Source organism: Streptomyces sp. NPDC042364 (assembly GCF_056437585.1).
Map to the genome: position 1 here is coordinate 14,454 of NZ_JBWKAJ010000005.1, position 14,857 is coordinate 29,310.

Below are 14,857 nucleotides of genomic sequence, written 5' to 3' on the forward strand. Positions count from 1 at the left end.
GCAGGGACACGGAGCCGTCGGGGCGGGCCACGCCCGTCCTCCGGCCTGCCTACTCCTCCGCCCCCGGCGCCGTCCCCGTCACCGGTCCCGCCCTGTCCAGCAACCCGGTCCGCGCGGCCAGGGCCGCCGCCTCCAGTCTCGATCCCACGCCCAGCTTCATCAGGACCCGCTGGACGTGGGTGCGGGCCGTCGACGGGGCGATGCCCATGCCCGCCGCGATCAGCCTCGTGTCCTCGCCCTCCGCGACGCGGACCAGGACCTCCACCTCACGCGGGGTCAGCATCTGGAGCAGGCGCTGGCCCTCGTCGTCCGGCTGGGCCGCCGGGTTCAGCAGTTCGCTGAACGCGCTCTGGAGCAGTTGCGGCGCCACCGCCGCCTCCCCTGCGCGGGCCTTCATGATGGCCCGCTCGACGCCCTCTATGCGTTCGTCGTGCCGTACGTAGCCCGAGGCGCCCGCGGCGAACGCGGCGGCGATGCCGCGCGGGCTGGGCACCGGGCCGAGCACCAGGACGGCCACCTGCGGACGCTCCCGCTTGATCCTGACCACCGGGTCGAAGATCCCCGGCTCGGCGGGTGTCGCCGTGCCGAGCAGGCACACCTCGGGTGCCCGTGTGATCACCAGTTCCGCCGCGCCCGCGGCGGGTGCCGCCGCGGCGAGCACCCGGTGCCCCCGCAGCTTCAACGCCGAGGCCAGCGCCTCGGCGAGCAGTCGGTGGTCGTCGACCACCATGAGCCGAACTCCCATCGAGCCAGCCACCCCCCAGTCCCCCCAGTGGTTGCCAACTATGGCCGCCCACCGGGCCTCACGGACAGAAGCCCCCCGACTCCGCCGTCTGCTCCCCCGCTCTCATGCCCCCGGAAGCTACACGCTTGTTCGAGGTTGCGCTCCCCCTACCGGAGAGAAGTGCCCCGGATTACCGGTATCCCTCCCCTTCGGGAGTGATGCCGTATACGTGCACGGCCCCGCCCCTGACCAGGGACGGGGCCGTCGTGCGGGACCCAGGGGGCGCGTGGGGTTACTTCGCCCCGAAACCGAGCGCCGTGTACTCCTTTTCATCCTCGTCGTACGGCTTGCTGACCAGGTCCTTGCCGATGAAGAACCGTCCGTCGGTGTAGAGCATCTCGCTCAGCGTCGGCACCATGGCGCTGATCGCGCGGAGGACCGACTCGGACGACGGGGTCTCGATGAGGGTGGTCTGCTTGAGCGTCTTGCCGTCGATGGAGACGACCTGGGCGCCCTTGTCGTACGGGCCGTCCTTGTAGGCGATGATGTTCGGGCCGTCCATGCGGATCGGGAACAGCTCGTAGTCGTCGCCCGCGTCCACGCGGTCGCCGGTGGACTTACCGGTGGCCAGCGAGAAGGAGACGATCTCGTTGGTCCTGCTGTAGGAGCCGGTGCCGTCGTGGTTCTCGGTCGGCATGTACACCTTGTCGTTGCCGACGTAGATGCCCTTGCAGGCCCAGACGCCGCGGACCGGGCAGTCGTAGTTGTACTTCTTGTCCGGGATGGAGATCTTGGCGCGCAGCTTGCCCTTGTCGTCGAGCGAGAAGATGTCGCTGGTGCCGGTCAGCGGCACGTCGCTGCCGGTCACCACGCCGAACACCACCGGCTTGGTGGAGATGATCTTGGCGCGGTCGATGCCAGAGGGCAGCTTGTACGTCCACTTGACGCTGCCCGACTTCGGGTCGAGCAGCTGGATCTCGAAGGTCTCCTCGCCGTAGTCGCCGCACTTGCGGACCGCGACCAGCTGGGCGCCGCCCGCGTAGCCCTCGTCCGTGCACTCGCCGACCTTCGGCGACCACAGCACCTTGCCGGAGTTGACGTCGAAGGCCGCGCCGCCGGAGTAGCCGCCGGCCGCGGCGACGGTCGTCCCGGAGATGGTGACCTCGCCGAACGGGACCTTGCTGCCGCTGACGTCGGCGCTCTTGGTCCAGATCTCCTTGCCGGTGTCGACGTTGAACGCGATGACCTGGGTGCACGCCGGACGCTCGTCCGCCTTGCTGCGCTTGGCCTCCTCGGTCACCACGACGCCGATGCCCTCCGTGGTGATCTCACGGGAGCTCGCGCAGGTCTGGCCGGGCAGGTCCAGCGTCCACTTGGCCTTTCCGCTGTCCGGCTCATAGCCGACGATCTTGTTCAGACCGGCCTTGGCGTACGTCTTGCCGGTGAGCCAGGACCCCTTGACGCTGTCGATCTGGCCCTTGTCCTTGATCTCGTGCGCCGGCACCTGGAAGAGGACTTTGGCACTGGTGCTGGAGGGCACCTTCTCCTGCGCCTCGGCCGGGATCTCCACACCGCCGGACGACGAGCCGCCGGACGACGACGTGCCGCCGTCGGTGCCCTTCGGGTCGTCCTTGCCGCCGGTCGTCCCCTCGGAGCTGGCGGTGTTCTTCCTGTCGTCGTCACCGCCCTTGGAGGTGGCGTAAAGGACACCGGCGCCGACGATGAGGGCGATGGCCGCGACCGCCGCGGTGATGATGATCGCCGTGGAGTTGACCTTCTTCTTGCCGCCGGGGGCGTGCGGGTGCATCGCCATGGTCGGCGGCTGGTAGCCGTACGGCTGACCGGGCTGGCCGTAGGGCTGCTGGCCATAGGGCTGCTGGCCGTACGGGCCGGGCTGCTGCTGCCCGTACGGGCCCGGCTGGCCCGGGTAGCCGTAGCCGGGCTGCGGCGGAGGCGTCTGCGGGTAGCCGTAGCCGGGGCCCTGCGCGGGTGGCGGCGTCTGCGGCGGGGCCGCGGGCGGGGCCTGCTGCGGGTAGCCGTAGCCGGCGCCCTGCGCGGGCGGCGGCGGGGGCGTCGGGGCGCCGAACCCGCCGGCCGGCGGGGGCGTGGGCGCGCCGAAACCGCCCTGCGGCGGGGTGTCCTGCGGGGACTCGGCCGGGGGCTGGGCCGGGGACTCGGCCGGGGGCTGGGCCGGGGACTCGGCCGGGGGCTGCGGCGGCTGGTTCGGCGGGGGCGGCGGCTGCGTCATGACGTGAATACCTCGGAGCGGATATCGGAGGACGGGTGGGAGAGGAAGGAAGAGGTCGACCGGGACGGCGGTCCCGGCGTCACTTGCCGTAGGCCAGCATCAACTTCTCCTTCGACTCGTCCACACCCGTCAGCCTGGTGGTGGAGATGTAGAAGCGCCCGTCCACGTAGTCGATGGCCTTCGCGTAGAAGGAGCTCTCGATCTTCGCGGCGCTGTCCGGCATCTGCAGGAGCTTCGTCGCCTTGGGCTGGGAGCCGGTGGTGGGGATCGACACGATCTGCCCGCCGTCGCCCCCGTACGTCGACTCCACGTACGCGATCAGCCTGGAGTTCTCGATCTTCACGGCCGACATGGCCGCGGCCGCGGGGGACTTGACCCGCCACTTCTCCTTGCCGGTGGAGAGGTTCACCGCGACGATCTCGTTCGCGCCGTTCTTCGCCTCGGTCGGCAGGTACAGGGTGTTCGCGTCGGCCGCGACGCCCGAGCAGCCCCGGAGGTTGCGGGAGAGGATCCCGGTGTCGCAGTCGGGCTTGAAGGAGCCCTTGAGGTCGGCCTGCGAGCGGGTGGAGCCGTCGGCCCCGAGAGCGGAGATGTTCCACTTGTTCTCGTCCTCGTTGGTGAGGTAGAGGACGAGCGGGTTCAGCGAGTACACGTGGTCGACCCGCCAGCCCTTGGGGATCTTCCGCGTCCACTTGGCCTTGCCGGTCTTCGGGTCGAGCTCCTGGACCTCGTCGTGCTCCTTGTCGGTGGTGACCGCGCAGGAGGAGACGGCGACCAGGCGGGCGCCGCCCGCGAAGCCTGCCGGGTAGCAGGACTGGCCGTAGTCCTTCTTGTCCCACAGCTTCTTGCCGGTGTCGATGTTGTACGCGGTGCCGGACTGCGAGCGGCCCACCATCAGCGTGTCACCGGTGACGGACAGACCGACGCTGATGTTGCTGTCGAACAGGGCGCCCTGCTCCAGCTCGGCGGACCAGCCCTTCTTCCCGGTGTTCAGGTCGATCTGCTGGAGCTGGTCGCACTCGGAGTCGTTCGCGCTGCCGCGCTTGGCGGCGACCACGATGTGGCCGTCGGCGGTCGGCTCGGGGGTGACGGTGCAGATCTTGCCCTTGAACTCGATGGGGTCCCAGGCCGGGTCGCCGCTCTCGACGTCGAACGCGAAGAGCTGCTTGTACGCGGCCTTCACGGCGACCTTGTCGGTCACCCACAGGCCGGGGGCGTCCGCACCCGAACCGGGCGCGTCCGGCGCGCTCTTGTACCAGAGCACCTTCGCCTCGCCCGCCTTGCGGGCCTCGTTGAGGTCGGAGATGTCGAGGTCCTCGCCACCGCCGCCGCTGCCGTCGCCCGGGTTGACGGGTGCGGACGGCGAGGAGGAGGCCTTGGGGTCGTCGGCGCCCTTGCTCTCGCTCTCCTTGGCGACCGGTTCCTTCTTGCCGCCGTCGTCACCGAGGCTCGTCACCGCGAACACCGAGCCGCCGATGACGAGGAGCGCGGCCACCGCCGCGCCGACCGCCAGTGCCGGCCTGCCCTTGAAGGGGTTCTTGGAGCCGCCGCCCGACGGCGGGGTGGGCCCGCCCGGGTACTGCCCCTGCGGGTAGCCGTAACCGGGCTGCGGCGGCGGGGTGTAGGGCCCTGGCTGCTGCGCGTACGGGCCCGGCTGCTGGGCGTAGGGGCCCGGCTGCGCGGGCGGTTGCTGCGGGTAGCCGTAACCCGGGCTCGGCGCGGGAGGGCCCTGCGGCGGGGGTGTCTGCGGATAGCCGTACGGCTGCTGCGGTCCGGGGTTCTGCGGTGCTCCGAAGCCGCCCTGGGACGGCTGGTTGGGTGGCTGAGTCATCAGCGCGTTTCCCCCTGTTCGCTGCTTTCGAGCCACCCGTCGTCACGCGTGGTGTCGCTTCTCAGACTGTTTCCAGTCGGCTCTTTCTATCACTGCGATACGACAACGGACGGGGCCGGTCGATCCCCTGTTCCCAAGGGAGGACCGGCCCGTGATGCCTCCGTTACGCTCCTTCACGCCCCCTTCACGGGACGCACGCCCCGTGCCCCGCACGGCCTCGGAGGCGCCGGAGGACGTCCCCCGGCGAGTATCCGTATCCGGCCTCCGCTACGCGTCCTCGGCGAGTTCGAGCCAGCGCATCTCCAGCTCCTCCTTCTCGCCCGCCAACGCCCGCAGCTCCGCGTCGAGTTCGCCCACCTTCGCGAAGTCCGTGGCGTTCTCGGCGATCTGCGCGTGCAGCTTCGTCTCCCGCTCGGAGAGCTTGTCCAACTGCCGCTCGATCTTCTGGAGTTCCTTCTTGGCGGCGCGGGCGTCGGCCGCGGAGACGGTCTTCTCCGAGCCCGAGCCCGAACCCGAACCCGAGCCCGAAGCCGAGGCGCCGGGCTTGGCGGCGACCGGCGACGCCGCGGCGGCCGCCTCCCCCATCTTGTGCCGCCGCTCCAGGTACTCGTCGATCCCGCGCGGCAGCATCCGCAGCGCGCCGTCACCGAGCAGGGCGAACACCCGGTCCGTGGACCGCTCGATGAAGAACCGGTCGTGGGAGATGACGATCATCGAGCCGGGCCATCCGTCGAGGAGGTCCTCCAGCTGGGTGAGGGTCTCGATGTCGAGGTCGTTGGTGGGCTCGTCCAGGAAGAGGACGTTCGGCTCGTCCATCAGCAGCCGCAGCAGCTGGAGCCGCCGCCGCTCACCGCCGCTGAGGTCGCCGACCGGCGTCCACTGCTTCTCCTTGTTGAACCCGAAGGTCTCGCAGAGCTGCCCCGCGGTCATCTCGCGCCCCTTGCCGAGGTCGACGCGGTCGCGGACCTGCTGCACGGCCTGGAGCACCCGCCACTCGGGGTCGAGTTCGGCGACCTCCTGGGAGAGATAGGCGAGCTTGACGGTCTTGCCGGTGACGACGCGCCCGGCGACCGGCTGCTTCTCCCCTTCGCTGCGGGCGGCGTCGGCCATGGCCCGCAGCAGGGAGGTCTTGCCCGCGCCGTTGACCCCGACGAGCCCGATGCGGTCGCCGGGGCCGAGCTGCCAGGTCAGATGCTTCAGCAGCACCTTCGGCCCGGCCTGGACCGTGACGTTCTCCAGGTCGAAGACGGTCTTGCCCAGCCGGGACGAGGCGAACTTCATCAGCTCGCTGCTGTCGCGCGGCGGCGGCACGTCCTTGATCAGTTCGTTGGCGGCCTCGACCCGGAAGCGGGGCTTGGAGGTCCGGGCGGGTGCCCCGCGCCGCAGCCAGGCCAGCTCCTTGCGGACCAGGTTCTGCCGCTTGACCTCCTCGGTCGCGGCGATCCGCTCCCGCTCGGCCCGCGCGAAGACGTAGTCGGAGTAGCCGCCCTCGTACTCGTAGACCGAGCCCTTCTGGACGTCCCACATCCGCGTGCACACCTGGTCCAGGAACCAGCGGTCGTGGGTGACGCAGACGAGAGCGGAGCGCCGCGCGCGCAGATGTTCGGCGAGCCAGGAGATGCCCTCCACGTCGAGGTGGTTGGTCGGCTCGTCCAGGACGATCAGGTCCTGCTCCTCGATGAGCAGCTTGGCCAGCGCGATACGGCGCCGCTCGCCGCCGGAGAGCGGCCCGATGACGGTGTCGAGGCCCTGCGGGAAGCCGGGCAGGTCGAGCCCGCCGAACAGTCCGGTGAGGACGTCCCTGATCTTGGCGTTGCCCGCCCACTCGTGGTCCGCCATGTCCCGGATGACCTCGTGCCGGACGGTGGCGGCCGGGTCGAGGGAGTCGTGCTGGGTGAGCACGCCGAGGTGGAGGCCGCCGGAGTGGGTGATCCGCCCGGTGTCGGCCTCCTCCAGCTTGGCGAGCATACGGATGAGGGTGGTCTTGCCGTCCCCGTTCCGCCCCACGACTCCGATCCGGTCCCCTTCGGAGACGCCGAGCGAGACCCCGTCGAGCAGGGCGCGGGTGCCGTACACCTTGCTGACGTTCTCGACATTGACCAGGTTGACGGCCATTACTCTCCTGCCACGGGGACGATCGACCCTCCAGGGTAGTCGGCGGCCGTGGGCGCCGTGACGGGACGCTTCCCCCGGCCGGATGCGGCCGCCCGCGGCGACGGCGGTGACCGCCCCGTTCCCCCCGTGGCGCCGGGCGAGGTCGGGCGCCTCATGGCTCGGGGGTGCGGGTGGGTACGGCGGGTGCGGGTGGGTACGGCGGGTGCGGGTGGGGACGGCGGGTGCGGGTGGGGTACGGCGGGTGCGGGTGGGGTACGGCGGGTGCGGGTGGGGTACGGCGGGTGCGGGTGGGGACGGCGGGTGCGGGTGGGGTGTGGTTTCTCGCCCACCCGCAGACGCCGGACGACAGGGGTCCCGGGCTATGACGCGCCCCGGCCCATCCGCTCCACCAGCAGCCACCCGGCGAGGGTCATGCCCACCGCGACCGGGGCCGTCACCTGCACGGCGATCAGCAAGGCCGTCCGTCCCTCGAAGAGGCCGCCGAAGCCGACCATCGACAGTCCGAGGACGCCGAACAGGCAGAGGGTCGCGCCGAGGGCCGCGGCGGGTCCCGCGTATCCGGCGCGCGCCGCCGGCCCGGCGGGACGCCCTGACCCGCGGCGGGCAGCGGGCCGCTCGAAGCCCCGGAACGCGGCCACCAGCGCCGCGGTCAGGACGGCCGCGGCGGCGAGCCGCAGGGGCAGCTGGGCCCACCAGGCACCCGACGCGGGGGCGGGCAGCGACGTGTCGAGGGCGAGCAGCACCCCGTACACCCCGAGCATCGCGGAGAGGTGCCACAGGAACGCCGTCATCGATATGCCGTTGGCGGCGACGACCGCCCGCCACACCCTCGGCCGCTCCAGCCGGCGCGCGACCGGCCCGCGCACCCATTCCACCGCGCCGACCAGCCACACCCCGTGGCACAGCAGCGCGAAGGTCGGCGGCGCCATGTTCGACACCTTCTCGCCGGGCATCCCCACCATCGACAGCGGATACGGCCCGTACGCCACCAGCAGCGCGGCGCCCGCGAGTCCCGCTCCGGCGAGCAGGTAAGGCCGCGTCAGCCGTCCGTCGGCGCGCAGGAATCCGAGCTGGTGGACCGCGAGCCAGACGAAGGCGAAGTTCAGGAACTCGACGTACGGCACGCCGAGCGCGAAGCGCAGCACGTCCACGGCGGCGGCCGCCGCGACCAGCCCGCCGAACGCGCCCCACCCCCATCGCTCGTGCAGCCTCAGCAGCGGCGGGGTGAACGCCACCATCGCGAGGTAGATCCCTATGAACCACAGGGGCTGCGCCACCAGCCGCAGTGCCACGTCGAGCAGTCCGCCGCCCTGGCCCCAGAGCTGCAGGAGGACGGCGGCGGCGCCCCACACCCCGATGAACACCATGGTGGGCCGCAGCAGCCGCTGGAGGCGGGCGCGCAGGAAGGCCGGGTAGACGGAGACGGCTTCCGGGTCCCTGCGGCTGAGGGAGCGGTAGGAGAGTGCGTGCGAGAAGCCGCCGACGAAGAAGAACACCGGCATGATCTGCAGCGCCCAGGTGAGGATCTGCAGCCGCGGCTCGACGGCGAGGAGGTTGCCCACCTCCACCCGGCCGTCGCCGCCCGTCGTCACGGCCGCCATCAGCCAGTGGCCGAGGACGACCGTACCGAGCGAGGCGACCCGCAGCAGGTCGACGTACCGGTCACGGCTGGACGGGGTGGCGGCGGCGAGTGCGCTCGCGCTGACGCTGGCAGTCATGGGAGTACCGTCGCGCGGCGCCCCGGGCCGCGGGCAGCGCTCAGGTACTCAAGTCGGTTCTGAGTACGTGCGGTTGGGCTCCCGTGGGAGCCCGCACGCTACGGGAGGATCGTCGCACCGGGCGCCGGGGAGACGGCCACGCGGGCCGCCTTGCACACGCCGGCGGCGAGGAGTCCCCCGGCGACGGTGTGCGCCGAGGCGGCGTCGCGGGCGAGGAAGGCCGTGGTGGGCCCCGAGCCGGAGACGAGGGCGGCGAGCGCCCCGGCCGCGCGGCCCGCGGCGAGGGTGTCGGCCAGCTGCGGGAAGAGGGACAGGGCGGCGGGCTGGAGGTCGTTGGACCCGGGCAGGAACGCCGCGAGGGCGTCGACGTCGCCCTTGGCGAGCGCGTCGAGCAGCGCCTGGGAGGCGACGGGCTCGGGCACCTCGTGGTTCTCGTGGAGCCGGTCGAACTCCCGGTACACGGCGGGTGTGGAGAGCCCGCCGTCCGCGACCGCGAAGACCCAGTGGAAGGCGCCGCCCACCTCCAGCGGCCTCAGCCGCTCTCCGCGTCCCGTGCCGAGCGCCGCCCCGCCCACCAGCCCGAACGGCACGTCGCTGCCCAACTCCGCGCAGATGTCGAGGAGTTCCGCACGGGAGGCCCCCGTACCCCACAGCGCGTCGCACGCGACGAGCGCGCCCGCCGCATCGGCGCTGCCGCCGGCCATGCCGCCCGCGACGGGGATGTCCTTGGCGATGTGCAGCCGCACGGCCGGGTCGATCCCGTGGCGTGCGGCGAGGGCGAGCGCGGCCCGGGCGGCGAGGTTGGTGCGGTCCAGCGGCACCTGGTCGGCTCCGGGGCCCTCGCAGGTGACGGTCAGTTCGTCGGCGGGGGTGGCGGTGACCTCGTCGTACAGCCCGACGGCGAGGAAGACGTTGGCCAGGTCGTGGAACCCGTCGGGGCGGGCGCCGCCGACCGCGAGCTGGACGTTGACCTTGGCGGGCACGCGGACGGTGACGCTCACGACGGGCGGGCCTCCTTGGTGCGCTGGGCGGGCTGGGCGGTGTCGCGGGGGCCGGGGTCGGCGCGGTGCTCGGCGATCGCGGCGAACTCCTCGACGGTCAGGGCCTCGCCCCGGGCCTGCGGGGAGACACCGGCGGCGACGAGCGCGGCCTCGGCGGCGGCGGCGGAGCCCGCCCATCCGGCGAGGGCGGCCCGCAGCGTCTTGCGCCGCTGGGCGAAGGCCGCGTCGACGACGGCGAAGACCTCGGCCTTCGTCGCGGTCGTCCTGATCGGTTCGGTGCGGCGGACGAGCGACACGAGGCCGCTGTCGACGTTCGGCGCCGGCCAGAAGACGTTCCGGCCGATCGCGCCGGCCCGCTTCACCTCGGCGTACCAGTTGGCCTTCACCGAGGGGACGCCGTACACCTTCGAGCCGGGCCCGGCGGCGAGCCGGTCGGCGACCTCCGCCTGCACCATCACCAGGGTGCGCTCGATCGTCGGGAACGTGTCCAGCATGTGCAGCAGCACGGGGACGGCGACGTTGTACGGGAGGTTCGCGACGAGGGCGGTGGGGGCCGGGCCGGGCAGCTCGGCGACGTGCATCGCGTCCGAGTGCACCAGGGCGAAACGGTCGGCGCGGGCGGGCATCCGGGCGGCGATCGTCGCGGGGAGCGCGGCGGCGAGGACGTCGTCGATCTCGACGGCGGTCACCCGGTCGGCGACCTCCAGCAGCGCGAGCGTCAGGGAGCCGAGGCCCGGTCCCACCTCCACGACGACGTCGTCCGGGCGGACCTCGGCGGTACGCACGATCCGGCGCACCGTGTTCGCGTCGATCACGAAGTTCTGGCCGCGCTGCTTGGTGGGACGCACGCCGAGCGCTCCCGCGAGTTCGCGGACGTCGGCGGGGCCCAGGAGGGCGTCGGGGGTGGGGCTGCTCACGGGCACCAGGGTACGGGGGCCGGGCGCCTCACAGCTCGGGGGTGCGGGTTCGCTCCGCGGGTGCGGGTGCGCTGTGGTTCCTCGCGCAGTTCCCCGCGCCCCTGGAAGGGAGGGCCTGCGGCCTCCCTTCACGGGCGCGGGGAACTGCGCGAACAACCCCCACCCACCCCCGAGCTACCAGGCGCCCCCGCTCACCCCCGGAGCCGCGTCCCGCAGTGGGGCCAGGGGCTCGCCCCCCGCTGGACGTACAGCTTCTTCGCGCGGAGCGTCTGTTCCGCCGCCGACGCGTCCTGGGGGCGGCCCTGTCCCCCGAGGCTCTGCCAGGTGTGCGTGTCGAACTGGTAGAGCCCCCCGTACGTGCCGGAGGGGTCCACCGCGTCGGGCCGGCCGCCCGACTCGCACGCGGCCAGAGCCGACCAGTTCAGCCCTTCCGCCCCCGCCACGGACGTCGGCATCCGCTTCGTCCCCACCTTCACGATCCGGTCCTGCGGCTCCCGCACCACCTCGGTCCGCACCAGCCGGGGCCGCTGCGCGACCCCGTTGACGGTGCGGAGCGCGTACGTGACGCGCCGCGCCCCCGGCCGCCCGGCCCGTACGACGACCTCGGTGCCCTGGAAGAGGGAGGGGTCCTCGGTACGGCTCACCCGGAACGGGATCGGCTCCTCCCGCACCTCCTTCGAGCCGGTCACCCGCAGCACGGTCACCGTCTGCCCGTCGCGGGGGAAGCTCGTCGGCGCGACGGAGGTGGTGTCCTGCCCGCGCAGGGTGACCCCGGCCTCCTCCACGGCCTCCCCGACCGTCGCCGCGTTCGTGCGGATCGTGCGCGTGCGGCCGTCCACCATGACCGTGACGGTCCGCTCGGTGCGGACGTCCAGCTCCAGCCCCGCCCGCCCGATCCGCCGCGACCGCGAGGTGGAGACGTACGCACCCTCCGCGCGCACCCCGAGCTGCCGGAGCGCCCCGTCGACCGTGCGGGCGGTCGTCCAGACCTGGCGTCGGTGGCCGTCGAGGACGAGGCGGACGGGCCGCCCGTAGTGCACGGCGACCTCGTCGCCGCTCGCGAGGGCGGTACCGGGGGCGGGGGCGACCACGTCGTGGGCGCCCAGTGCGACGCCCTCGTCCGCGAGGAGTTCGGCGACGTCGTCGGCGAACGTGTGCAGTGTGCGCGGCTTGCCGTCGACGGTCAGCTCGATCGCCTTGTCCTTCGCCACGAACGCGGAGGTCCCACCCGCGAGGAACGCCACCACCAGCGCCTGCGGCACCAGCCGTCGCAGCGAGCCGGACCGGTCGGCGGCCGGTCGGCGCCGCACCGCCCGCCGAGTGCCGCTGCGGCCGCCGGCCCCCGCCACGGAGCCGGCTCCGGCCTCCGGTCCGGCCTCGTAGGCGGGCCGGTAGGTGTCCCCGTGGACGCCGTAGGGCAGGGTCGCGGCGTCGAACCGCCGCGGCTGCCGCCGCGGTGACTCGTGGGGCCCGTACGCCCCGACGGTCTCGTGAGGCCCGTACGCCCCGACGGTCTCGTGGGGCCCGTAGGTCCGGACGGTGTCGTAGGGCGGCCCGTACGACGACGGCTGCGAGGACTGCACATTGCTCACGACGACACGCTCCAGAGGTGATCCCGGTCCGGGTCGGGCGACGTGAACCTAGCGGACGGCGGTCACCCTCCCAAGCAACGTGGTCACACAGTGTCGCGACACGGGGAAGCTCATCATCTTTTCGCGTCACCCGCACGGCTGACGGAGCGTGATTCGTCAGTAATCGAACGCCCTGGCCGTGTTCGCCGCGATCGCCGTCGCCAGGGCGTCCTCGTCGATGCCCCGCACCGCGGCCATCGCCCGGAGCGTGACCGGAACGAGATACGGCGCGTTGGGCCGTCCGCGGTACGGCGCGGGGGTCAGGAACGGCGCGTCGGTCTCCACGAGGACGAGTTCGAGCGGGGCGACGGCGAGGGCGTCGCGCAGCGGCTGGGCGTTCTTGAAGGTCATGTTCCCGGCGAAGGACATGAAGTAGCCGTGCTCGGCGCAGATCGCGGCCATCTCGGCGTCGCCGGAGTAGCAGTGGAACACGGTCCGCTCGGGCGCGCCCTCCTCCTTGAGGACGCGCAGGACGTCGTCGTGGGCGTCGCGGTCGTGGATGACGAGGGCCTTGCCGTGCCGTTTGGCGATCTCGATGTGCGCGCGGAACGACCGTTCCTGGGCGGCCTTGCCCTCCGGTCCGGTCCGGAAGTAGTCGAGTCCCGTCTCCCCGACCCCCTTGACCTGTGGCAGCGCGGCCAGCCGGTCGATCTCGGCGAGCGCGCCGTCCAGCGCGGCGTCACCGCCGGCCGCGCGCGCGCCCTGCCGGGACCAGCCGTCGGGGTCGCCGTGCACGATGCGCGGGGCCTCGTTGGGGTGCAGCGCGACGGTCGCGTGGACCGCGTCGTACCGGGCGGCAGTCTCGGCGGCCCACCGTGACCCCTTGATGTCGCAGCCGACCTGCACGACCGTCGTCACCCCCACGGAGGCGGCCTTCGCGAGGCCCTCCTCGACCGTGCCGGACTGCATGTCCAGATGGGTGTGCGAATCCGCGACGGGCACCCGGAGGGGCTCGGGCAGCGGGGGCGCGGCGTTCTTGTCCTGCTTGGCGGAGGCGGTGCCGGAGTCGTTCGAAGGCATGTCCCGATCCTACGAATCGCAGGATCGGGACATGTCCTCCAGGCTCGCCGGGGGAGGGCGGCTCGCCTCGCGCGGGCTCGCCGGGGGTCAGCTCGCCTTGCGGTGGAAGGGGTGCAGGAGGTCGGAGAGATGCCAGTGGTGGTGCCCGGCGGCCCGCTCGGACGTCCCGGTGCTCCCGGTCGTCCCGGTGCTCCCGGTCGTCCCGGTCTCCGCCTCGTCGGACGGGGCCCCGGCCGTGCGGGGCTTCGGTACGGTCCGGCGCCGCGCCGCGTCCCGCACCGACGAGACCTGGCCGGCCCGCATGATCCGTACGACATGACCGTCGCAGTTCTGGCACGTGGGCCGCGACAGCGGGGACGGCACCACATGACCGTCGACCACGTACATCACGAACTCGTGCCCCTGGGCGTCGTGGTGGTGCTCTATCTCGTACGACTGCTCCCAGCCGTGCCCGCAGCGCATGCAGGCGAACGCGTACGACTCGTGAACGACAGCGGTGGCGGTGCTCCGCAGTACGGCCCGCTCTGCGATCTCGGTCATGCCGGCTCCTCTTGTCCGCTGGACCGTGAGGACCTTGTCTGTCCCCACGACCAGTGGACGCCCGGGGCGGAGGCGAATGCACCCCACCTGCCGTCTGTTGAAGCCGATTTGGCCTCCCCTTGTGGGAAGACCCCCCATCCGAGACCTGCGCTTTGCGTGCCTTTACCGGGGCATGGGAGCGACATCGAGTGCGGCCGGGTGGGGGCTGGTCGCGCAGTTCGCCGCGCCCCCGCGCCCGGCAACGGAACCGCACCCCCTACGGCGCCTCCCGCTTCGCCGCGACAACCGCGTCGAAGACCTCCCTCTTCGGTACCCCGGCCTCCACCGCCACCGCGGCGATCGCCTCCTTGCGGCGCTCCCCCGCCTCCTCGCGCACCCGCACCCGGCGGACCAGCTCGGCCGCGTCCAGCTCCTCCGGCCCCTTCTCCGGCGCGCCCTCGACCACGACCGTGATCTCGCCGCGCACCCCGTCCGCGGCCCAGGAGGCCAGCTCGCCGAGGGGGCCCCGCTTGATCTCCTCGTACGTCTTGGTCAGCTCGCGGCAGACCGCGGCGCGGCGCTCCGTGCCGAAGACCTCCGCCATCGCGGCGAGCGTGGCGTCGAGGCGGTGGGGGGCCTCGAAGTAGACGAGGGTGCGGCGTTCGCCGGCGACCTCGCGGAGCCTGCCGAGCCGCTCGCCGGCCTTGCGGGGCAGGAAGCCCTCGAAGCAGAAGCGGTCGACGGGCAGGCCGGAGAGGGCCAGCGCGGTGAGCACGGCGGAGGGGCCGGGGACGGCGGTGACCCGGATGTCCTTCTCGACGGCCGCCGCGACCAGCCGGTACCCGGGGTCGGAGACGGACGGCATGCCCGCGTCCGTGACGAGCAGCACCCGCGCGCCCCCGGTCAGCGCCTCGACCAGTTCCGGGGTGCGTGCCGCCTCGTTGCCCTCGAAGTACGACACGATCCGCCCGCCCGGCTGCACACCCAGCGCCTGGGTGAGCCGGCGCAGCCGCCGGGTGTCCTCGGCGGCGACCACGTCCGCACCGCTCAGCTCCTCGGCCAGCCGGGGCGGGGCGTCCGCGATGTCACCGATGGGAGTACCTGCCAACACAAGGATTCCTGTCACAGCCCCC

Annotated in this window: 11 protein-coding genes; all 11 read right to left on the reverse strand. The window is 72.7% G+C overall.

Annotated features, from left to right (window positions below):
- Positions 1-49: 49 nt before the first annotated feature.
- Positions 50-745, reverse strand: a complete 696-nt coding sequence (locus tag AC067N_RS11835) for a helix-turn-helix transcriptional regulator (RefSeq protein ID WP_478678738.1) — start codon at positions 743-745, stop codon at positions 50-52.
- Positions 746-1,016: 271 nt separating this feature from the next.
- Positions 1,017-2,972 carry an outer membrane protein assembly factor BamB family protein gene (locus AC067N_RS11840; RefSeq protein WP_478678739.1) on the reverse strand — a complete coding sequence of 652 codons (1,956 nt, stop codon included), beginning with the start codon at positions 2,970-2,972 and terminating at the stop codon, positions 1,017-1,019.
- A gap of 79 nt (positions 2,973-3,051) precedes the next feature.
- A complete protein-coding gene (locus AC067N_RS11845) occupies positions 3,052-4,803 on the reverse strand; it encodes an outer membrane protein assembly factor BamB family protein (RefSeq protein ID WP_478678740.1) in 1,752 nt (583 codons plus the stop codon).
- Positions 4,804-5,070: 267 nt separating this feature from the next.
- Positions 5,071-6,918 carry an ABC-F family ATP-binding cassette domain-containing protein gene (locus AC067N_RS11850; RefSeq protein WP_478678741.1) on the reverse strand — a complete coding sequence of 616 codons (1,848 nt, stop codon included), beginning with the start codon at positions 6,916-6,918 and terminating at the stop codon, positions 5,071-5,073.
- Positions 6,919-7,277: 359 nt separating this feature from the next.
- Complete coding sequence (locus tag AC067N_RS11855; RefSeq protein WP_478678742.1) at positions 7,278-8,636, reverse strand: acyltransferase family protein; 1,359 nt, start codon at positions 8,634-8,636, stop codon at positions 7,278-7,280.
- Positions 8,637-8,734: 98 nt separating this feature from the next.
- Positions 8,735-9,637: a 4-(cytidine 5'-diphospho)-2-C-methyl-D-erythritol kinase gene (locus AC067N_RS11860; RefSeq protein WP_478678743.1), complete on the reverse strand. Its 903-nt coding sequence runs from the start codon at positions 9,635-9,637 to the stop codon at positions 8,735-8,737.
- A complete protein-coding gene (rsmA, locus tag AC067N_RS11865; protein WP_478678744.1) occupies positions 9,634-10,554 on the reverse strand; it encodes a 16S rRNA (adenine(1518)-N(6)/adenine(1519)-N(6))-dimethyltransferase RsmA in 921 nt (306 codons plus the stop codon). Before rsmA ends, AC067N_RS11860 begins: the two co-directional genes overlap by 4 nt.
- A gap of 191 nt (positions 10,555-10,745) precedes the next feature.
- The gene (locus tag AC067N_RS11870) at positions 10,746-12,146 is read right to left on the reverse strand and encodes a ubiquitin-like domain-containing protein (RefSeq protein WP_478678745.1); all 1,401 of its coding nucleotides are present in this window, start codon (positions 12,144-12,146) and stop codon (positions 10,746-10,748) included.
- A gap of 156 nt (positions 12,147-12,302) precedes the next feature.
- The gene (locus AC067N_RS11875; protein WP_478678746.1) at positions 12,303-13,205 is read right to left on the reverse strand and encodes a TatD family hydrolase; all 903 of its coding nucleotides are present in this window, start codon (positions 13,203-13,205) and stop codon (positions 12,303-12,305) included.
- 87 nt (positions 13,206-13,292) lie between these two features.
- Complete coding sequence (locus AC067N_RS11880) at positions 13,293-13,745, reverse strand: hypothetical protein (protein WP_478678747.1); 453 nt, start codon at positions 13,743-13,745, stop codon at positions 13,293-13,295.
- 256 nt (positions 13,746-14,001) lie between these two features.
- A complete protein-coding gene (gene rsmI / locus AC067N_RS11885; protein ID WP_478678748.1) occupies positions 14,002-14,850 on the reverse strand; it encodes a 16S rRNA (cytidine(1402)-2'-O)-methyltransferase in 849 nt (282 codons plus the stop codon).
- Positions 14,851-14,857 lie beyond the last annotated feature (7 nt).

What these genes read in the sequence shown, in the direction of transcription:
- AC067N_RS11835 (WP_478678738.1), bottom strand. Translation starts at nt 745, where the DNA reads ATGGGAGTTCGGCTCATGGTGGTCGACGACCACCGACTGCTCGCCGAG.
- AC067N_RS11840 (WP_478678739.1), bottom strand. Translation starts at nt 2,972, where the DNA reads ATGACGCAGCCGCCGCCCCCGCCGAACCAGCCGCCGCAGCCCCCGGCC.
- AC067N_RS11845 (WP_478678740.1), bottom strand. Translation starts at nt 4,803, where the DNA reads ATGACTCAGCCACCCAACCAGCCGTCCCAGGGCGGCTTCGGAGCACCG.
- AC067N_RS11850 (WP_478678741.1), bottom strand. Translation starts at nt 6,918, where the DNA reads ATGGCCGTCAACCTGGTCAATGTCGAGAACGTCAGCAAGGTGTACGGC.
- AC067N_RS11855 (WP_478678742.1), bottom strand. Translation starts at nt 8,636, where the DNA reads ATGACTGCCAGCGTCAGCGCGAGCGCACTCGCCGCCGCCACCCCGTCC.
- AC067N_RS11875 (WP_478678746.1), bottom strand. Translation starts at nt 13,205, where the DNA reads ATGCCTTCGAACGACTCCGGCACCGCCTCCGCCAAGCAGGACAAGAAC.
- AC067N_RS11880 (WP_478678747.1), bottom strand. Translation starts at nt 13,745, where the DNA reads ATGACCGAGATCGCAGAGCGGGCCGTACTGCGGAGCACCGCCACCGCT.